Origin of the sequence: Ramlibacter sp. (genome assembly GCF_029866045.1) — a bacterium.
Lineage (GTDB): Bacteria > Pseudomonadota > Gammaproteobacteria > Burkholderiales > Burkholderiaceae_C > Ramlibacter.
The window spans coordinates 1-19,032 of sequence record NZ_JARXAB010000050.1 but is presented as its reverse complement, the minus strand read 5'-3'; the positions used below and the strand labels follow the sequence as shown (position 1 = coordinate 19,032).

18 protein-coding genes are annotated in these 19,032 nt (G+C 66.0%); 12 read left to right on the top strand and 6 right to left on the bottom strand.

Going from position 1 to position 19,032, the window contains the following annotated elements; genetic code table 11:
* Window positions 1-423: 423 nt before the first annotated feature.
* The 6 genes from QE494_RS05670 to QE494_RS05645 form a co-directional block, all read right to left on the bottom strand.
* Window positions 424-1,281, bottom strand: a complete 858-nt coding sequence (locus QE494_RS05670) for a 3-hydroxybutyryl-CoA dehydrogenase (RefSeq protein ID WP_300041938.1) — start codon at window positions 1,279-1,281, stop codon at window positions 424-426.
* A 178-nt stretch (window positions 1,282-1,459) separates the two neighbouring features.
* Window positions 1,460-2,650 (bottom strand): lipid-transfer protein, encoded by a 1,191-nt coding sequence (locus QE494_RS05665; protein ID WP_300041937.1) that lies wholly within the window; start codon window positions 2,648-2,650, stop codon window positions 1,460-1,462.
* Window positions 2,647-3,105, bottom strand: a complete 459-nt coding sequence (locus tag QE494_RS05660) for a Zn-ribbon domain-containing OB-fold protein (protein WP_300041936.1) — start codon at window positions 3,103-3,105, stop codon at window positions 2,647-2,649. The genes QE494_RS05665 and QE494_RS05660 overlap by 4 nt, the downstream gene beginning before the upstream one ends.
* Complete coding sequence (locus QE494_RS05655) at window positions 3,102-3,644, bottom strand: MaoC family dehydratase (protein WP_300041935.1); 543 nt, start codon at window positions 3,642-3,644, stop codon at window positions 3,102-3,104. The genes QE494_RS05660 and QE494_RS05655 overlap by 4 nt, the downstream gene beginning before the upstream one ends.
* A gap of 13 nt (window positions 3,645-3,657) precedes the next feature.
* Window positions 3,658-4,104, bottom strand: coding sequence for a MaoC family dehydratase (locus QE494_RS05650; RefSeq protein WP_300041934.1), 447 nt, complete (start codon window positions 4,102-4,104; stop codon window positions 3,658-3,660).
* 93 nt (window positions 4,105-4,197) lie between these two features.
* Window positions 4,198-5,889, bottom strand: coding sequence for a class I adenylate-forming enzyme family protein (locus QE494_RS05645; RefSeq protein WP_300041933.1), 1,692 nt, complete (start codon window positions 5,887-5,889; stop codon window positions 4,198-4,200).
* 366 nt (window positions 5,890-6,255) lie between these two features.
* On the opposite strand from QE494_RS05645, the gene QE494_RS05640 reads away from it, so the two are divergent.
* From QE494_RS05640 to QE494_RS05585, 12 genes are all read left to right on the top strand, one after another.
* Window positions 6,256-7,896: an NAD(P)/FAD-dependent oxidoreductase gene (locus tag QE494_RS05640; RefSeq protein WP_300041932.1), complete on the top strand. Its 1,641-nt coding sequence runs from the start codon at window positions 6,256-6,258 to the stop codon at window positions 7,894-7,896.
* 3 nt (window positions 7,897-7,899) lie between these two features.
* A complete protein-coding gene (locus tag QE494_RS05635; protein ID WP_300041931.1) occupies window positions 7,900-8,676 on the top strand; it encodes an SDR family NAD(P)-dependent oxidoreductase in 777 nt (258 codons plus the stop codon).
* Window positions 8,677-8,768: 92 nt separating this feature from the next.
* On the top strand, window positions 8,769-9,512 hold the full coding sequence (locus QE494_RS05630) for a TetR/AcrR family transcriptional regulator (protein ID WP_300041930.1): 744 nt from the start codon (window positions 8,769-8,771) through the stop codon (window positions 9,510-9,512).
* A gap of 130 nt (window positions 9,513-9,642) precedes the next feature.
* A complete protein-coding gene (locus tag QE494_RS05625) occupies window positions 9,643-10,509 on the top strand; it encodes a 3-hydroxyacyl-CoA dehydrogenase family protein (protein WP_300041929.1) in 867 nt (288 codons plus the stop codon).
* 30 nt (window positions 10,510-10,539) lie between these two features.
* Complete coding sequence (locus tag QE494_RS05620; protein ID WP_300041928.1) at window positions 10,540-11,715, top strand: acyl-CoA dehydrogenase family protein; 1,176 nt, start codon at window positions 10,540-10,542, stop codon at window positions 11,713-11,715.
* A gap of 20 nt (window positions 11,716-11,735) precedes the next feature.
* The gene (locus QE494_RS05615) at window positions 11,736-13,289 is read left to right on the top strand and encodes a long-chain-fatty-acid--CoA ligase (protein WP_300041927.1); all 1,554 of its coding nucleotides are present in this window, start codon (window positions 11,736-11,738) and stop codon (window positions 13,287-13,289) included.
* Window positions 13,286-14,077, top strand: a complete 792-nt coding sequence (locus QE494_RS05610; RefSeq protein ID WP_300041926.1) for a hypothetical protein — start codon at window positions 13,286-13,288, stop codon at window positions 14,075-14,077. Before QE494_RS05615 ends, QE494_RS05610 begins: the two co-directional genes overlap by 4 nt.
* Before the next feature lie 5 nt (window positions 14,078-14,082).
* A complete protein-coding gene (locus QE494_RS05605) occupies window positions 14,083-14,892 on the top strand; it encodes a crotonase/enoyl-CoA hydratase family protein (protein ID WP_300041925.1) in 810 nt (269 codons plus the stop codon).
* Complete coding sequence (locus QE494_RS05600) at window positions 14,889-15,917, top strand: alpha/beta hydrolase (RefSeq protein ID WP_300041923.1); 1,029 nt, start codon at window positions 14,889-14,891, stop codon at window positions 15,915-15,917. Before QE494_RS05605 ends, QE494_RS05600 begins: the two co-directional genes overlap by 4 nt.
* Window positions 15,914-17,125: an ABC transporter substrate-binding protein gene (locus QE494_RS05595; protein WP_300041922.1), complete on the top strand. Its 1,212-nt coding sequence runs from the start codon at window positions 15,914-15,916 to the stop codon at window positions 17,123-17,125. The genes QE494_RS05600 and QE494_RS05595 overlap by 4 nt, the downstream gene beginning before the upstream one ends.
* A 32-nt stretch (window positions 17,126-17,157) precedes the next feature.
* Entirely contained in the window at window positions 17,158-18,024 is an 867-nt protein-coding gene (locus QE494_RS05590) for a branched-chain amino acid ABC transporter permease (RefSeq protein ID WP_300041921.1), read from the top strand.
* 19 nt (window positions 18,025-18,043) lie between these two features.
* The coding region (locus QE494_RS05585; RefSeq protein WP_300041920.1) for a branched-chain amino acid ABC transporter permease at window positions 18,044-19,032 on the top strand (989 nt) is incomplete at its 3' end.

The following is a 19,032-nucleotide window of genomic DNA, read 5'->3' as shown; positions in this document are numbered from 1 at the left end:
AACCGAGCCTGCGATACCAACAGGGCAGCGGTGGAGCGGTGGAGCGGGGCAGTGGGGCCCAGGTCCGCGGAGTCACCAGGACGGTGGCCCTGAAGTCCTCCGCCTGAGGTGAGCGGCGGGTGTGCGGCGGGGGTTCGGCGGCGCCTATGCGGGGCTGAGGAGCGCAGGGCGCTGGGGGCCGAAGAGCGAGGCATGTTTGAGCTGCCGCAGGCGGCGAGTTTGCCTCGCGTGCCCCTGGCGGCCGAGCACCGCAAGGAAGCCCGAAGGGCCCCTGCATCGAAGCCGCCGGGCCCCTGCCGCACACACGGCGCGTGCTACGCCAACGCCAACACCTCGCGTTCCACTTCAACCCCAACTCAAGGTACCCAAAGAGGCCAAACGAAAAGGGCCCACGAGGGGCCCTTGGTTCCCGCCGGGTGGCACTTACTTCTTCGCGTAGTCGTAAAAGCCGCGCCCGGTCTTGCGGCCCAGACGGCCTGCGTCAACCATTTCCTTGAGCAGCGGCGCCGGACGGTACTTGGGGTCGCCAAAACCTTCGTGGAACACCTGCATCACCGCCAGCAGCGTGTCCAGGCCGATCATGTCGCACAGCGCCAGCGGGCCGATCGGGTGGTTGCAGCCCAGGCGCATGCCAGCGTCGATTTCTTCGGGGGAGGCCAGGCCCTCCTGCAGCACGAAGATGGCCTCGTTCAGCATGGGGCAAAGGATGCGGTTGACCACAAAGCCCGGCGCGTTCTTCACTGTGATCGGGGTCTTGCCCACTGCCTGCGCAAATTCCACTGCCACCTGGTGGGTGGTGTCGGAGGTTTGCAGACCGCGGATCACTTCCATCAGCGCCATCATCGGCACCGGATTGAAAAAGTGCATGCCCACGCAGCGCTCAGGGCGCTGCAGCACCGCGGCCATTTGCGTGATGGAAATGGAGGACGTGTTGCTGGCAATCACCGTGTCTGGGCCGACCACCTTCTCCAAGTCGCGCAGGATGCGCAGCTTGAGGTCCAGGTTCTCGGTGGCCGCCTCGATCACCAAGCCGCAGTTGCCCAGATCCGTGGTCTGGGTAGAGGTCTTGATTCGGGCCAAGGCCTGGGCCTTGGCATCGGGCGTGAGTTTCTCCTTTTGCACCAGACGGTCCAGGCTGGCGCTGATGGTGGCCAGGCCTTTTTGCAGGGCTGCGTCTGAGATGTCGGTCATGGTGACATCGAGGCCGGCGACGGCGCAGACCTGCGCGATGCCATTGCCCATGGTGCCGGCGCCGATAACGCCAATGTGACGAGTGCTCATGGTCAAAAAATTCGTGGAGGAAGAAAGAAGAAGTTGAGGCGGCAGGTGCAGCGCTCACGCGCCGCCGCACCCGAAAGCAAGGGAGCATTCTAGGGCGCGTGATGCCGTGTGTTTGCAATGCCAGCTGCAGTCACCCTGAGTGGAATGCCGGTCTGGAGCACGCGCTGCACCGGGCTCTCTATCGCGTGAGGACGACCGAAGCGCCATTCGCTCCCAGCCCCAAGACCGCGCTCAGACCGACGCGCGCGCCTTCGACCTGCCGGCCCGCGGCCTCGCCACGCAGCTGCCAGGCCAGCTCGCAGACTTGGAGCACCCCCTGTGCGGTAGTGGCCTCGCCGAAGGAAAGGAAGCCGCCGCTCGGGTTGATCGGCAGCCGGCCGGCCAGACCGTAGCCGCCGTTGGCGAGCAGACGATCCGACTCGCCAGGTTCAGCGAATCCGAACAGTTCAGGCCAGGCGAGCACATGCCAGGCGGTGTTGTCGGCCATCTCGATCAGGTCCACGTCGGCATGCGAGACGCCCGCCTGCGCCATGGCGCGATGCACCGCGCCCACCACTTCACTGGTGTGCGAGACGCCGGGAAGGAGCGTTTGCGACACAGTAGGAATGCGCGCCGCCGGGTCACCGAACTGGCCGGTGGCAGCGGCGCAGCCGGCCACCCGCACTATTGGGCCACCGCGTTGGCGGGCTTGTGCTTCGGTGCCCAGCACCAGTGCGGCGGCGCCGTCGCTCACCGCGCAGATCTCCAGCAGATGCAGCGGGTCGCTCACCATCGGTGAGGCCAGCACTTCCTCGACCGAGCAGGCCTTGCGGTAGCGGGCTCGGGGGTTACCCAGCGCGTGCTGGTGCATCAGCGACGAGGCGGCGGCGAAGGTCTCTGCCCGGGTGCCGAAGTCGTGCATGCGCCGGCGCGCCTCCAGTGCCCAGTAGGCCGGATTGGTGGCGCCCATCGCCACCCATCGCAGGAAGTCCGGGTCGCTGATGTCGTCGGCCAGCCCCGGTGGGCGGGGAATGAAGCCTTTGGGCATGCGCTCGGCGCCCACTGCCGCAGCGACATCGCACTGGCCGCTGGCGACCAACGCATAGGCCTCGTGGATGGCAATCGCCCCGGCGGCGCAGCCGCCACCCACGTTGATCGCGGGGATACCGCTCTCGCCGCCGGCTTGCAGGATCTCGTTGGCGTGCAGGCCCCATCCCATGCCGCCCTCGAAGCGGGAGCTGGCGGCCACCAGGCCTTGCAGGTCAGCCCAGGCCAGGCCGGCGTCCTTGAGCGCTTCTGCCAGCGCGTCGAGCGCCAACTGCAGCTGGGGCTTGTTCGGGAACTTGCCCCAGGCGTGGGCGCCTGCGCCCAGAACGTACACCGGCCTCATTCGCTTGCCCCTTCAGCGGAAATGGCCGCTGCGACTGGCCTGAATTGGTAGGTGAGCACGTCACGACCCTCGCTATCCCGGTGCAAAACGCCAGTGGTCAACGCCACCGGCTCGCCGATGCGCCAGTCCTGCGGCGCGCGGCCGGTGAGCATGGCCATGACCCGCAGGCCCTCGGGCAGCTCGACGAGGCCCAGGGCGTAGGGCGCCCAGTCGTCCAGGACGAAGAGTGCCGGCGGACGGTAGGCCTGCACGGTGAAGCTGTAAAGGGTGCCCTGTGGCCCGAGGAGGATGTCCTGCGGCGCTTTGTCGGTGCAACGCGGGTGACGGCAGCTCAGGCTGCGCGGAAAGTAGACCGAGCCGCAGCCGCGGCAGCGGGACGCGAGCAGGCGGGTGCTGTCGCCCTGGCCTTCAAACAGGCCCGGCACGACCGGCGCGGAATGAATGGCGCTGTTCACAGCGAAAGGATGTCGCGCACTTCGCGAAAGTACAGCGTGCCGCTGGCGACATCGGTCACATGCACCTCGTGGCGCACGTAGCGGCGCTCGCGCTTGATGAACTTGTCGATCGCCCGGGTGGTGATCCGCACGGTGGCGCCCACTGGAATTGGCTCGAGGATCTCTGAGTCGTGGAAGGTGTGAATGGAGCCTACCGCGAAGGGCTTGGTGTGGTCGAACTGCACCGACAGCACGAAATGTGAAACCAGCAGCGGCGGCACCACCGCCGGGCCGAAGGGCGATTCGCCTGGGATTTTCCAGGTGTTCATCTTCCAGCCCTCGTACCAGGGGTTGTAATCCTCCACCGCGTCTGCGTAGAGGATCACAAGCTCCGGGGTGATATGTAACTCTCGCGAGAGCTCGTCGCCAATGGCGACCATGTCCCAGTAGGTCTGGGATTCCTCGGCCAGGCTGTCGACAAAGTCGCGCACCTGGCGAACCTGAATCTCGGTCATCGGCATCAGGGCGTCGGTAGCGGGGAGGGTTTTGTGCTCAGTCATTCGATTGCTCTCCTCAGACGCCAACGTCCACTTCGACCCAGCCTACGGTTTTCTTGTCGCCGGCCTCGTTCTCGGCCCAGACATCGACGGTGAATCGATAGCCATTGCCCTTGGGCGTTTTCTCGCGTACCACGCCATGGGTGGTGATCACCTCATTGGCCAGGGTCGACCCCACGTATTTGCACACCACGCGGGCGCCGCGCAGGAAGTTGGCGCCGAAGTGGTTCACGCACATCTCGGCGATGTAGGCCGAGGACATTTCGCCGGTCTGTATGGGGGCAGCGAGGCCTGTTTGCGCGGCGTACACCGGGTCCCAGTGGTTGGGGTTGAAGCGGCCCCACAAGCGCGAGCCCATGAGCTGGATGGCGGCCTTCTTCTTCACGCCCACCAATGTGTGGCCGACCGGGGTGTCGCGTGTGACCAGGCCCTGAACGGGGCGGCCGAGAAGTGTGTCTGTCATGGAGTCCCTTTCTTTGCTTCTTATCGGATTCCGGCGTCGTCTGTTCTGGTGCGGCACGCGCGTCAGCGCCGGTTGGAAGGAGGGTTCATTGCCTCAGGCGGTCAGCCCCAGGCGTTCGAGCGCAATTTGCGTGAGCAAGAATTTGCGGGCTCGGCCTGATGGCGTAGCCGGAATGTCCTCGGCGCGGATCCGCAGCACATGGCGCGGCACCTTGAAGCGAGCCACCCGCTCGCGGCACAGGGCCAGAAGTTCCTCGTCTGTCACTTGGGGTGAGTCGCGTAGCACCACGAAGACCACGCCCACCTCGCCCATTCGCTCGTCGGGGACAGGCACCACATGGGCCTGAAGCACGGCCGGGTGGGTGACTAGCAGGTCTTCCACCTCAGTGGGCATGACCAACTCGCCGCCGCAGCGGTAAGACTCCTTGCGGCGCCCCACCAGGGTGAGGTAGTCGTCCGCGTCGATACGCCCCAGGTCTCCGGTGCGCAGCCAGCCGTCGGCCGTGAAGGCCTCCGCGGTTGCCTCGGGCTTGTTGTAGTAGCCAGCGGTCACGCCCAGCCCCTTGGCCTGCAGTTCTCCCACCTCGCCAGGTGCGACGAGGCGACCGGTTTCGGGGTCGACCACGCGGTAGGCCACCAAGCGCCCACCCAAGACCGGGTCACCCGCGGGGCCCACATCGCGCAAGCGGCCGTTGGTGTTGAGGCGCCGCTCGGCCGGATCATCCGGGCGTGTGACGGTGCTGGAGGCGGTGACCTCGGTCATGCCGTAGCCCGTGGTCAGTTCCACGGGGCCCAGCCACTCGTCGATCTGCGCCCAGAGCGTGGCGGGCGAGCGGCCCCCCGAGGAAATCATGGAAAGCAAAGAGGGCAGGGCGCGGCGGCGCCGGCGCTGCTCGTCGACCAGCGCCAGGGTCATGGTGGGAATCAGCAGCACATCGCTGGCCTCATGCCGCTCGATGCCGTCCAGCGTCTCGGCCGCATCGAATCGCAGCTGCGGCACGATGGAGCCTCCTACGAACAGCGCCGCCAGCATGCCCTCTACATAGCCGTACACGTGGTACATCGGCAAGGAAAACAGGATGCGGCGGCCGTCCTCGAAGGCACGGCCCCAGGCGCTGCCGAAGGCCGTGCGCAGCATCATGTCGTGGGTGATCATCACGCCCTTGGGCGCACCAGTGGTGCCGGAGGTGTAGATGATGTCGCAGTTGCCATGGGGGTTCCGCTGCGCGATCGGCTGCCAGGTGAGGCCCGCGCCGAAGTCCTGTAACTGCGCTGCGCTCTCGTGGGGGCCTGGACCCTCTCCCGTGGGAAACATCACCACCTGTCGCAGCTTTGGGAAGGCCTCACCGCCGCCTTGTTGCGCCCAGCCTGGGGCGAGTTCGTCGAGGAACTGTTGGTAGTTCAGGCCTCGGAACTGGTCCATCGTGATCAGCAGCACTGCGTCCGACTGGCGCAGCACATAGCCCAACTCGTCTCGCCGGTTCAGGAAGTTGATCGGCACGCACACCGCGCCGGCCCGCGCAATCGCGAGCTTGGTGGCCACGAAGGCAGGGTAGTTGGCCATGAGCAGGCCCACGTGGTCGCCGGGGCGAACACCCGCCGAAGCCAGGCCTGCGGCCAGCTGCTCTGACCATGCCTTGACCTGTGCGTAGCTCCAGCGGCCCTCATCGGTCACGACGCAGGGCCGCTGCGGGAACTCCGCCGCAATGACGTCAAACAGCTGGTCGAGTGTGCGTGACTGCCAGGACGGAAAGCGCAGGCGCAAGGCCTCCTGACGCTGTGTCACAGGGGCTGTGGCGACTTGAGTGGCAACTTGAGCGGCGGTGGCTTGGGGTGGGTGCATGGCAACTTGGCGACTGACGAGAAGAGCTCAGAAATTGACTCGGAACCGAGTGTTCGAACGCCTGCGAAGCGACGAGGCCTAGGTGCACTTGCAGCCCGGAACCGGGCAACAGCCGCAACAATAATACTCGACGGTAGCCTTGTCGACTGGTTGGTATTGGGGTATTTGCTGATGAGTTTTTTCCCCAGGGTCGGATTTTCATACCTAAAATATCCAAAGAATACTCACCGGTAGCTCGATCTACCACCGGGAAATTTGCTGCACTGGCTGGGCGCGCGTTCTGCCGGGCGGCGACCCAAGGGATAAAGAATGCAAGAAGTGGATGCGATCGTGATTGGCGCCGGCTTTGCCGGATTGCGGGCCCTACACACGCTGCGGGGTCAGGGCAAAAAGGTGCTGGTTCTTGAGGCCAGCGACGGCCTGGGCGGCGTGTGGTACCACAACCAGTACCCCGGCGCCCGCTGCGACGTGGAAAGCTACGACTACTCCTACAGCTTCTCCCCGGAGCTCGAGCAGGAGTGGCGCTGGAGCGAGCGCTACGCCACCCAGCCCGAAATCCTGCGCTACATCAACCACGTGGCCGACCGCTTCGACCTGCGCAAGGACATCTTGCTCAATGCCCGCATGACCGAGGCGCGCTACGACGAGCAAGCCGCCCGCTGGATGATCACTGCCGCGGACGGCCGCCAATGGAGTGCGCGCTATTTCGTGATGTGCGTCGGCCAGCTCTCCACGACGAAAGCGCCTGATTACCCCGGGCAGTCCAGCTTCAAGGGGCGCGTCATTCATAGCGCAGTGTGGCCCCGCAAAGAAACAATCGACTTCAATGGCAAACGCGTGGCCATCATCGGCACGGGCTCCTCGGGCATGCAGATGACGCCGGTGATCGCCCGCCTGGCCGCTCACCTCACCGTTTTCCAGCGCACGCCCAACTTCAGCGTGCCGGCGTCCAACGCCCCGGTGTCCGACGAGGAAGACCGCCAGGTCAAGGCCCACTACCGCGAGCGCCGCGAGCGGGCCTGGAACTCGCCCACTGGCCTGGGCTTTGCCGTCAACCGGCAGTCGGCTCTCGAGGTCAGCCCCGAGGAGCGCGAGAAGGTGTATGAGGCCGCCTGGCACCGCCTGGGCTTCGGCTTCGCGTTGGCCTACCACGACATCCTGCTCAACGCCGAGGCCAACGAAACAGCGGCCGAGTTCATCCGCCGCAAGATCGCCTCGGTGATCGACAGGCCCGAGCTGCGTCAAAAGTTGGTGCCTCGCGGCCACCACTTCGCCGCCCGCCGCCCCTCGGTGGACAGCGGCTACTTTCAGGCTTTCAACCGCGACAACGTCGAACTGGCCGACATCAAGGAGTCGCCAATCGTCGAGTTCACGCCCGAAGGCATCCGCACCACGGCCAAACATCACGCATTCGACATCGTCATCTTCGCCACCGGCTTCGACGCCTTCACCGGTTCGCTGTTCAAGCCAGCCATCGTCGGCCGCGGCGGCATTTCCTTGCGCGAGAAGTGGGCCGACGGCCCGGTCACCCAGCTGGGCGTGTCGGTCTCCGATTTCCCCAACATGCTGATCGTGGTCGGCCCGGGGAGCCCGTCTCTCCTGAGCAACGTGATGGTGTCGATCGAGGAGCAGATCGACTGGCTGGCCGCCCTGATCAAGAAAATGGACGAGCAAGGCGTCGTCGAGTTCGAAGCCGAGCCCGAGGCCGAACGGGCCTGGGTGGCACATGTGAACGAGCGCGCCCGCCAGACGCTCTACCTCACCACGGACTCTTACTACAACGGTGCCGAAGTCAAGGGCAAGCCGCGGGTCTTCATGCCTTACACCGGCGGCGTTCGTGGCTACCGACGCCACCTGAGCGAGTGCGCTGAGCAAGGCTATTCCGGCTTTGCCCTTCGCAAGACCCCGGCGGCCCGTGCCGCTCAATCGGAGGCGCCGCAGGCGGCCTGAGCGATGAAGTTTGATTTCGAAGGTCAGGTGGCGGTGGTGACAGGCGGCGGTGGCGGCATTGGCCGCGCCGTTTGCTTGGCCCTGGCACGCGCGGGCGCCCAGGTGCTGGTGGTCGACCTGGACCGCGCCGCTGCCGAAGCGACGGTGGCCGAGGTGGCGGCGGCGGGTGGCCAGGCCCAAATGGCTGTGGCCGACGTGAGCCGTAGCCAGGACGTTGCCGCCTATGTGGCGCAGGCACTGCAGGCCTGGGGGCGCATCGATATTTTCATGAACAACGCTGGCTGGCAGGGTCCGATTCATGATCTAGTGGACTACCCCGAGGACCTGTTCGACCGTGTCATGGCCATCAATGTGCGTGGCGTCTTCCTGGGCCTGCAGCATGTGCTGCCGGTGATGATCGCTCAGGGCCGTGGCGCGGTGGTCAACACCGGCTCGCTGGGCTCCTACATCGGCACCCGCATGCTGGGCCCCTACACCGCCAGCAAGCATGCGGTGCTTGGGCTGACCAAGACCGCAGCCCTGGAGGTGGCGCGCAAGGGCGTGCGTGTGAACGCGGTCTGCCCCGGTCCGGTGGACACGCCCATGCTCCAGGCCATTGAAGCCGGGCAGGCTCGGGACGGTGACGCCGATCGCCTGCGCCAGCAGCGTGCCGCCTCCATTCCCGACGGACGCTACGCGCTGCCCGAGGAGGTTGCCAACCTCATGGTCTACCTGGCGTCGGATCTGGCCAGTCACATCACCGGCCAGGGCATCCAGATCAACGGAGGCAGCCATGCGTGAGCATCTCCTTCGCCGGGGCGGCGTAGCCACCCTGTATCTCACTCCCGGTCCTCAGGCCGGAAGCCGAACCACCCTGCGCTATCCTTCCCACCATGACCAAGACGGCAGGCAAGTTGACGGGCCCCGCGAGCCGCAAGAAGGCTGGCACCAAGCCCACTGTGAAATCACCGCCGACCCGTGTGCCCCGGCGCAGCCCCGCTGCCGCGGACGCGCCGGAGGATATTCGGGACGCGGTCTCCCGCCTCAAGCGCGAGCGAATTCTGTCGGCCGCGGTCGACCTGTTCTATCACCAGGGCTATGGGCGCACGACACTGGAGCAGGTGGCCGATTCGCTGCATGTCACGAAGCCCTTTATCTACACGCACTTTGCGTCGAAGAACGAACTCCTCGCCGAAATCTGCTCGCGGGCCATCATGCTGGCGCACGAGTCGCTGAACCGGGCGCTCACGCAGCAGGGTTCGGCCAGCGAACGGCTCAAGGTGGTGACGCGCGACTTCATGGCGGCGGTGCTGAGTCACCAGGCGCATGCAGTGATTTACAGCCGCGAGGAGAAGGAACTGGCGCAGGCGGATCGGGACACGATCAACACCCTGCGGCGCGAGTTCGACCGCAAGCTGGTGGGGCTGATCGAGGACGGTGTGGCCAGCGGCGAGTTCGATGTGGCCGACATTCGGCTGGCGGCGCTGTCCATCGGCGGGATCATCGGCTGGTCGCAGGTCTGGTTCCGTCCCAAGGGGCGTCTGACGATTGCCGAGGCCTCAGAGGGCGCGGCCGACCTGGTGCTGGCCATGGTGCGCGCCAAGACCCCCCCCGCGCGTCGCAAGACCGCGGCTTAGGTCACGCGACGCGAGACCGCGGCCTAAATCACGCGACGCAAGATCGCGGCCTAAGTCATGCGTCGCAAGAGTGCCGCATGAGTTTGTCCGCCGTATGCGCGGCCCCCATCTCTTTCAGAAGGGTCGCCGCATGAGCGCCAGCCCCAAGCAATCCCTGCGCATGGCCGTCGTCGGCGGCGGCACCATGGGCGTGGGCATTGCCTATGTCTTTGCGGTCGCTGGCTGGGAGGTCTTCGTGGTCGAGCCCGATGCGGGCCGCGCCGATTCCCTGCGCCGCACCTTGGCCTCGGCCGCCGCTGCCGGCGTGCAACGCGGCAAGCTGAACGCTGAGCAGGCCCAGCACGCCGCTGGCGTTCCGCGTCTGGGCGCAGTGGCCGACCTGCCCCTGGGTCTGGACCTGGTGGTCGAGACCGTGCCCGAGCGCCTCGCACTCAAGTGCGAGGTCCTCGCCGGCATCGCTGCCCGCCAGCCGCGGGTGATTGGCACCAACACCAGCGCACTGTCCATCGACGAGCTGGCGCAGTCGGTCCCCGACGCGGGCGCCTTTTTGGGCATGCACTTCTTCAACCCAGTCTGGTCCCTGGCCCTGGTCGAATTGATTCATGGCGCGAAGACTAGGCCCGAGGTGCTCGATCTGGCTCGCCAGTGGGTGGGCTCGATCGGAAAGACGCCGATCACTGTGCGCAACGTGCCGGGTTTTGCCACCAGCCGCCTCGACCTGATCGCCTCGCTGGAGGCGATGCGCATGTTGCAAGACGGCGTGGCCAGCGCCGATGACATCGACCGCGCCGCGGTGCTGGCCTACCGGCACCCGGTCGGCCCGCTGCGCCTGTCGGACATCGTCGGTCTCGATGTGCGTCTGGATATCGCCCGCGCCCTCAGCCAGTCTCTGGGCGAGCGCTACGCGCCGCCGCGCATCCTGGAAGAACTGGTGGCCCAGGGCCATCTGGGCCAAAAGAGCGGCCGAGGCTTTTTTGACTGGATAGCCAAGGCCTGAGCCCTGCGCCCACACATCTCACCGTCACCCATGTCCACCATCTTTTCCTCCACCCTCGTCGACACCGCCGACCACCACCCGATGCTGCGCGAGAGCGTGGGTAAGCTGGTGGGCAGCTTTGGTCGTAAGTACTTCCAGGACGTTTACAAGCGCAAGGCCAAGCCCGAGGCGCTTTGGCGTGCCATGGGCGACGCCGGCTTTCTGGGCGTGCATATCTCCGAGCAGTACGGGGGCGGTGGCAGCGGCCTGGCCGACTACAACCTCATCGTCGAGGAGGCGGCGGCTCAGGGCTGCCCCATGCTCTCGCTGGTGATCGGCTCGATCTGCGCGCCCATCATCGAGCAGCATGGCAGCCAGGCGATGAAGGACGAGTGGCTGCCCGGCCTGGCCACGGGCAAGAAGCGCCTGTCCTTTGCCATCACCGAACCCAACGCAGGCACCAACACCCACAAGGTCACCACCACCGCCCGCCGTGAGGGCAATGACTGGGTGATCAACGGCAACAAATACTGGACGTCAGGTCTGGACGAGGCCGACTCGGTGATGGTGGTCTGCCGCGGCGACAAGGCCGACGATAAGGGCCGCCATCCGCTGTCTCTGTTCATCGTGCCGGCTAACCACCCCGGCATCAGCAAGACCCCGATCGAGACGGCGCTGCATGTGCCCGAGACCTCCTTCACCGTTTTCTTCGATGAGGTGCGGGTCGGCGCCGAAGCCCTGGTGGGCCAGGAAGGCCAGGGCCTCAAACAGCTGTTTGCCGGGCTGAACCCCGAGCGTGTCTGCGCTGCGGCCATCAACAACGGCATTGCCCGCTACGCCATCGAGCGGGGCAGCCGCCAGGCCCAGGACCGTTCGGTCTGGGGCGTCCCGATCGGCACCCACCAGGGTCTGTCCCACCCTCTGGCCAAGTCCTACATCGCGGTGCAGCAGGCCCGCCTGATGGCGGCCCGCGCTGCGTTTCTTTTTGACGTCGGCTCGCCCGATGCAGGCGAGGCCGCCAACATGGCCAAGTTCGCTGCTGCCGATGCCTCTCTGGAGGCGCTGGACCAGGCGATGCAAATTCACGGCGGCAACGGCTTGGCCATCGAATACGGCCTGGCCGACCTGTGGTTCATCGCCCGTCTGCACAAGACGGCGCCGGTGAGCCGCGAGATGATCCTCAACTTCATTTCCCAGCACAGCCTGGGGCTTCCCAAGAGCTACTGATTCCCCGCAGGAGCTACACCATGTCCACGCCCACCTACGCCCAGATCCTGCGCCGTCATGCCAGCCAGCGGCCGGATGCGCCTGCGCTGACATTTGGCGAGCAGACTTGGAGCTTTGCCCAGTTGCAAGCGGGCAGCGCCCGCGTCGGGCAGGCCTTGCGTGCTGAGGGTGTGCAGCCGGGGGACCGGGTGGCCATGCTGGCCAAGAACTGCGCCGAGTCGTTTGAGCTCCTGTTTGCCTGCAACATGGTCGGTGCGGTGCTCGCAGGCCTCAACTGGCGGCTGTCGGCCCGTGAGATCGCGGCCATCGTGACCGATGCCGCGCCCAAGGTGCTGGTGGTGGCACCCGACGAGGAGCCCTTGCTGGCCGAGGTGCCCACGGAGGTGGCAGCAGGCATGCGCATTGTTCGTCTGGGGGCCTATTACGAACTCTGGCGCCAAGCTGCTAAGGCGGAGGATCCTGGCCACGAAGGTGCGCCGGACGAGGTGGCGCTGCTTCTGTATACCTCGGGTACCACCGGCCTTCCCAAGGGGGTGATGATCACCAACGAGGCCATGTCCTATACCGAGCGCTTGGGCGAGGCTTGGGGCATGGGCAACGAAAGCGTCAATTTGGTTGCGATGCCGATGTTCCACATCGGTGGCTGCGGCTACGGCTCGAGCACCATGGTCCGTGGCGGGCACACTGTCTTGCTGCGCGAGGTGAACCCGGCGCTGATCGTCGACAAGATCGCCCGCCACCGCGTCACGCACACCTTCCTCGTGCCTACCGTCATCCAGGCGCTGCTGATGGTCCCCGGCGTGGCGCAGGCCAAGCTCTCGAGCCTGCAACTCCTGATGTATGGCGCCGCGCCCATGGGCGACGTGCTGCTGCGCCGGGCGATGGACATGTTGCACTGCCGCTTCATTCAGGCCTACGGCATGACCGAGACCGCGGGCACCGTGGCCGTACTGCCCCCCGAGGACCATGCGCCCGAAGGCCCCAAGGCCCGCCTTCTGAGCTCGGTGGGCCGCGCCTACCCCTGGGTCGACCTGCGGGTGGTCGACCCGAGCACCTTGGCCGATGCACCCGCGGGCCAGGTGGGCGAACTCTGGATCCGCTCGCGCATGGTGATGAAGGGCTACTTCCGGCAGCCTGATGAAACCGCCACAGCCCTCGTTGAGGGTGAAGGCGGTGCCTGGCTGCGCACCGGAGACGCCGCCTTCCTGGACGAAGAGGGCTACATCTTCCTCTTCGACCGCTTCAAGGACATGATCATCTCGGGCGGCGAGAACATCTACCCCGCCGAGATCGAGAACGTACTCAATGGCCACCCGGCGGTGCGCGAGGTGGCGGTGATTGGCGTGCCACACGAGAAATGGGGCGAGACCCCGCGCGCGGTGGTGGTGTGCAAGGAGGGGCAGTCGGCCACGCCGGAAGAACTCATCGCCTTCACCCGCAAGCGCCTGGCGCACTACAAGTGCCCGACCTCGGTGGTGTTTGCCGATGTTTTGCCGCGCAATGCCTCGGGCAAGCTGCTCAAACGCGAACTGCGGCGCGTGCAACCCGAACTTCGCCAAGGGGCGGTGCAATGAGCCCGGTCGCTCTGGCCCGCCGCTGGGTGGTGGACTATTTCAACGGCCAAAGTGACGAGGCCGCGCGCGAGTTCATCTGTCCCGAGTACGCGCTGGAGATCGGCGACTACCTGTTCGACGGCCGCGACACCCAGTGGCTCCCCGCGGTGCGCCAGCAGTTCGAACAGTTCCCCGGCATGGGCATGACGGTGCATCAGGTGCTGCCTGGCAGCGGTGACAAGGCCGACCGGGTAGCGGTCTGGTTCAGCGAGCATGGCGCCGCAGGTGGGCCCGGCGGCAAGGCAGCGGCCTGGTCCGGCGTGGCGATTTACCGCGCCCGTGGTGAGCGCTTGGTGGGTTGCTGCGCGCAGGAGGATTACTTCACGCGGAGCCGCCAGTTGCGGGCGGGCTGCACCGACGCGATCGACCCGCCGGCTGCCGCGCCCTGGGACACGTTGCCGCAAGGCGCCAACCCCGCCGCCGAATCGGTCGTGCGCCAGTGGCTCACCTGCGCCTGGCCTGCGGCCGTGGCCGAGGTGCGTGTGGACGATGACCACCTGACCGGCCTGCCGCTCCAGTTTGCAGTGGACTCGGTGGAGGTGGCGGACATCTTCTCCTCCGGCGACGACGTGGCCTTTCACGCGCGCCAGCGGGGTCGTTATCTTGGCGGCCTGCCAGGTGTGCCGGCGCGTGACCGGCAAGAGCTTCTCAATTGCAACGGCATGGTCCGGGTGCGTGAGGGCGCTGTGCGCGCCGGCCGCGTGATCCGTGACCGTGGTGGCCTCAAGGCCCGCCTGCAAAAGGACTGATGCCCATGGCTGCTTCCCACGACCTGAACACCGTACCGGCTCAAGCTGCCACCAGGGAAACGGTGCGCGTGGCGCGCCATGGCGCGGTGTGGGTTGTCACCATCGAGCGGCCCGCGGTGCGCAACGCGATCGACCGCGCCACCTCCGAGGCCCTGGCCGCAGCGATGGATCAGCTTGATGCCGACCCGACCCTGTCGGTGGGCATCCTCACCGGCGCCGGCGGAAACTTCTGCACCGGCATGGACCTCAAAGCCTTTTTGCGCGGCGAGCGGGTGGAGCTGCCTGGCCGGGGCCTGGCCGGCATCGTGCAGACCCCGCCGGTCAAGCCGTTGATTGCCGCGGTAGAGGGCTATGCCCTGGCCGGCGGTTGCGAAATTGCTCTCGCCTGCGACCTGATCGTCGCCTCCGAGGCGGCGCAGTTCGGTATTCCCGAGGTCAAGCGCGGGTTGATTGCTGGCTCTGGTGGCCTGCTGCGCCTGCCGCGCCGCATCCCGCCGCAAATCGCGATGGAGCTCGCCCTCACCGGCGACCTGCTGCCTGCCACCGAGGCGCGCCAGTGGGGCCTGGTCAATCGTCTGGTTCCGGCTGGCCAGGCCCTCGAGGCGGCGCTGGCCCTGGCAGAGCGCATTGCCGCCAACAGTCCGATGGCGGTGCGGGTGGCCAAGCAGGTGGTGAGCGAATCCCCCAGCTGGCCTGCGCAGGAAACCTGGGCCCGGCAGAACGCGCTCTTGGAAACGGTGATCAATTCAGAGGACGCCAAAGAGGGCGCCCGCGCCTTCGCCGAAAAGCGTGCCCCGGTGTGGAGCGGTCGATGAACGCCTGGTCCTCCATCCACCCGCTCGACCCGGACGCCGCGCGCCTGCTGCAAGCAGCCGCCGAGGCCGGCTACCCGCCCTTCGAGGCCCTCACGCCGGCCCAGGCGCGTAAGGCCTACGCCGCCAGTTGGAGCGCCATGCAAACGCCTGGCGGTGAGGTGGCCTCGGTGGTCGACACCGAGATTGCCGGCCCGGGGGGCCCGTTATCGGTGCGTGTCTATCGCGGCCAAGGCACCGACCCGCAGGCTGCGCTGCCCTGCTTGCTGTTCTTGCATGGTGGCGGCTGGGTGATTGGCAATCTGGACAGCCACGACCGCCTGTGCCGGCGCATTGCCAACCGAGCTGGCCTGTGTGTCGTTGCGGTGGACTACCGCCTCGCGCCCGAACACCCCTTCCCGGCGGCTTTGGACGACGCCGCTGCCACGCTGCGCTGGCTGGCGTCGCAGGCCCAGGCGCTGAACATCGACCCCACGCGCCTGGCCGTCGGCGGCGACAGTGCTGGTGGCAACCTGGCTGCGGCCCTGGCCCTCATGGCCCGCGATGGCGCGCTGCCTCCGGTGGTCTTTCAGGCCCTGTTCTACCCGGTGCTCGACTTGACCGCGAGCAGCGACGCCTACCGCCGCATCACCCAGGGCGTGCCGCTCACCGCAGCCACGATGCATTGGTTTATCGGCCACTACACCCCGCAAGCGCAAGACCGGCTCGACTGGCGCGCCTCTCCCCTGCGCGCGCCCGTGCTGGCCGGGCTGGCGCCAGCGCTGGTGCTCACCGTGGCCCACGACCCGCTGTGTGACGAGGGCCGCGCCTACGCGAAGCGCCTGGAGGCGGAGGGCGTACGGGTCACCGCGGTCCACTGCAATGACCAGATGCATGGGGTCCTCACACAAGGCCGGCAGATCCCAGCCGGCGATGTGATCGCCGACAGCCTGTGCCTCACGATTTCGCACGCGCTCCACCGAGCCGTGCCTACCGATTTTTCAACCCCTACTGCCGGGACGGCAGGACAACCCAAGGAGACAACGTGAAACTGCAACTCAAGACCAAGCTCACCCTCGCGGTGGCTACCGGGCTGCTGGCGCTGGGCGCCATCGCCCAGGAAACGCCGGCCGACGGCGTCTACAGGGACCGCATCGACTGGGGCCTGCTCATGGACATGAGCGGCCCAACCTCTGCCTCACAGGCCATCTGGGTCAACGGCTTCCAGGACTACATGCGCAGGGTCAACGAAGGCGGTGGCATCAACGGCCGCAAGATCAACGTGCTGGCCGAAGACAACCGCTTTAACGCGGCCACCGACAAGATTGCCTATGAGAAGCTGGTCGGCCAGACCCCGGTGATTGCCATCTCTGGCATGGGCACCTCGGCCTCGCAGGTTGCCCTGGCGCCCACCATCAAGGCGGGCAAGGTGCCGATCGTTGGCACCTACACCGCCACCAAGGCGCTCTCCGAGCCCGTCTCCCCCATGGTCTACAACGGTTTCTGCGGCTACAAGCAGATGGCCCAGGCTGGCGTGGGCTACTACGCTGACGCCCTCAAGCTCAGGGCCCCTAAGGTGGTGACCGTGGCCATCGAGAGCGCGGGCGGCAAGGAGTACCACGACTACATCGCCGAGGCGGTGGGCAAGCTCGGCGGCACCGCCCACCACGTGACCATGAAGGTCACCGCGGTGGACGTCACGCCCCAGGTGCTGGAGATCATGAACCTCAAGCCCGACTTCATCACCATCTATGGCGTGTCTAACACCGCCATCCTCACGATGAAGGCCCTGGCCCAGTACGGCATGAAGACGCCGGCTTTCGGCATCACCTACCTGGGCGCTCCGGCCATCTTCCAGGCCATGGGGCCGCAGGCGGGTGCCAACTACAACTTCATCAGCTGCTTCACCCCGGGCGGCGCCGACCAGTCCGCTGGTAACCGTGACATGTCCGCCTATGCCGACCGTATCGGCCGCAACGGCATGCAGGCCGACATCAACTACGTGTCTGGCTGGATCACGGGCCAGATGGCTGCTGAGGCGATTGCTCGTCTGGGCGCCAACCCCACCCGTGCCCGCCTGGCCGATTCGCTGTCCAAGGGTTTTACCGTGGACAGCAAGGGCCTCGCGGCACCTATCGTCTACACCCCGACCAATACCACCGGACCGGTGGTGTTCAAGCTGTTTGGCTATGACTATGGCACCAACAAGTTCAAGGCCTTCGGCGACTACGCCGACTACGCCAAGTACACCCGCTGATCCAAGCTTGAACTGAAAGACGAGGACCCACCATGTTCGGACAAGTACTTTTCAGCGGCCTGGCCCTAGGCAGCATCTACGGGCTGGTGGCCCTCGGCTTTACCGTCATCTTCAAGGCCACGGACGTCTTCAACTTCGCCCAGGGCATGTTTGTGGTGCTCGGCGCTTACCTCGCCGTCACCGCAATCTCGCTGCTGGGGTTGCCCTTTCCGTTGGCCATCCTTTTCCTTGTCATCGCCTCAGCACTGGTTGGCGCGGTGATTCATATCCTGTTGATCCAGCCGTTGTCGGGCCGCCCGATGCTCTCGGTCATCATGCTGACCATCGCCCTGTCCATCGTGCTGCGCTCGGTGATCGAACTGACCTACGGCCCGCAGGGTCGGACCCTGAGCACGCCGCTTCCGATGGGTGTCCTGGTGGTCGGTGATGTGCGCATGTCCTACCTGCACCTTTGGGCCGCTCTCGTGAGCTGGCTCTGTATGGCCATCTTTGGCGCCTTTTTCCGCTTCACCTCTGTAGGCCTCTTAATGCGCGCCACCGCCGACGGCCACGAGGCGGCCGTGGTCTCTGGCGTCAACGTCAACGCAATGAACCGCGTCGCCTGGGGCATTGGCACCACGCTGGCGGCTATTGGCGGCTTGTTCCTGGGCCAGTTGCAGATTGCCTCGCCCGAACTGGAAACCATCGGCCTGCTGGCCCTGCCGGCGGTGGTGATCGGCGGCATGCAAAGCATTCCCGGCGCGATCATTGGTGGCCTGCTGGTCGGCGTGATCGAGCAGATGGCCTCAGCCTACATCTCGCCCAAGTCGAGCGACATCGTTATTTACCTGCTTTTGCTCGTGATCCTGATGGTCAGGCCCTGGGGCCTTTTCGGCCAGCGCGAGCTGGGCCGGGTCTGAGGCAGCGGAGGCGCACACCATGAACACCAATACCTCCCTGTCTCGCGGGCAAGCGTGGCAAAAATGGCTGTGGCGCCTGTTGGCCGTTGCAGTCCTGGCCTATCTGCCAGTGGTTCTGACCGACCGCGCTGCCTTTGGCATTGCCCTTTCGAATATGCAGCTCCTCAATCTCGGGCTGACTCAGGTCAACCTGATGTTGATCGCTATGTTGGGCGCTCTCTCCCTCAATTACCTGACCGGATCCGCGGGCCTCATTTCCATTGGGCACGCCGCGTTCTACGCAACAGGTGCGATGACCGCCGCGATCACCGGCAGTCAACTGGGCTGGCCCTTTCCCCTGGTGTTGCTTTCTGCTGCGGTCTCCGGTGCCCTGGTGGGCGTTTTGGCGGGCCTGCCCTCTTTGCGGGTGCGGGGCCTGTACTTCGTGTTGTCGACGCTGGCAGTGCACCATGTGATCGTCTATGTCTTTCTGGAGTACCAATTCAAGTTCTTCGACGTGGTGGGTATTCCTTATGCTGGCGCCAAGCTGGGCAGCTGGGAGCTCAACACCCCCATCCGCTGGTACTTCTTCCTGCTAGCGCTGGTGGTACTGGTCTACGCCGGTTTTGCTGCGAGCTTGCGTACCCGAGAAGGCCGCGCCATGCAGGCCATGCGGGACCATGAACTGGCTGCTACCTCAATGGGGGTGGACGTTCGCATCCTGCGGCTTAAGGCCTTCGGTCTGAGTTCGGCGGTCGCTTCGGTCGCCGGCGCTCTCTTTGCCTACCTGCTCACCAACGTCACCTCTGAAGCCTTCGGCATCACCTTCGCTATTCAATTCATCGCGATGATCATCATCGGCGGCATGGGCTCGCTGCCCGGAGCGCTGGTGGGAGCGGCCATCTGGCTGCTGCTGCCCTCGATCATTGGTGGCCTGGCTCCGCGCTCGTCGGAGGCGGTGGGACTGACCCGGCTGTTTCTGGTCGAGGGGCGTGCCCAGTTCGTACAACTGATTTTTGGCATGCTGGT

Bases quoted from the DNA above. Each gene is read 5' to 3' on its own strand.
- QE494_RS05670 (WP_300041938.1), bottom strand. From the start codon at position 1,281: ATGAGCACTCGTCACATTGGCGTTATCGGCGCCGGCACCATGGGCAAT.
- QE494_RS05665 (WP_300041937.1), bottom strand. From the start codon at position 2,650: ATGAGGCCGGTGTACGTTCTGGGCGCAGGCGCCCACGCCTGGGGCAAG.
- QE494_RS05655 (WP_300041935.1), bottom strand. From the start codon at position 3,644: ATGACTGAGCACAAAACCCTCCCCGCTACCGACGCCCTGATGCCGATG.
- QE494_RS05650 (WP_300041934.1), bottom strand. From the start codon at position 4,104: ATGACAGACACACTTCTCGGCCGCCCCGTTCAGGGCCTGGTCACACGC.
- QE494_RS05640 (WP_300041932.1), top strand. From the start codon at position 6,256: ATGCAAGAAGTGGATGCGATCGTGATTGGCGCCGGCTTTGCCGGATTG.
- QE494_RS05635 (WP_300041931.1), top strand. From the start codon at position 7,900: ATGAAGTTTGATTTCGAAGGTCAGGTGGCGGTGGTGACAGGCGGCGGT.
- QE494_RS05630 (WP_300041930.1), top strand. From the start codon at position 8,769: ATGACCAAGACGGCAGGCAAGTTGACGGGCCCCGCGAGCCGCAAGAAG.
- QE494_RS05625 (WP_300041929.1), top strand. From the start codon at position 9,643: ATGAGCGCCAGCCCCAAGCAATCCCTGCGCATGGCCGTCGTCGGCGGC.
- QE494_RS05620 (WP_300041928.1), top strand. From the start codon at position 10,540: ATGTCCACCATCTTTTCCTCCACCCTCGTCGACACCGCCGACCACCAC.
- QE494_RS05615 (WP_300041927.1), top strand. From the start codon at position 11,736: ATGTCCACGCCCACCTACGCCCAGATCCTGCGCCGTCATGCCAGCCAG.
- QE494_RS05610 (WP_300041926.1), top strand. From the start codon at position 13,286: ATGAGCCCGGTCGCTCTGGCCCGCCGCTGGGTGGTGGACTATTTCAAC.
- QE494_RS05605 (WP_300041925.1), top strand. From the start codon at position 14,083: ATGGCTGCTTCCCACGACCTGAACACCGTACCGGCTCAAGCTGCCACC.
- QE494_RS05600 (WP_300041923.1), top strand. From the start codon at position 14,889: ATGAACGCCTGGTCCTCCATCCACCCGCTCGACCCGGACGCCGCGCGC.
- QE494_RS05590 (WP_300041921.1), top strand. From the start codon at position 17,158: ATGTTCGGACAAGTACTTTTCAGCGGCCTGGCCCTAGGCAGCATCTAC.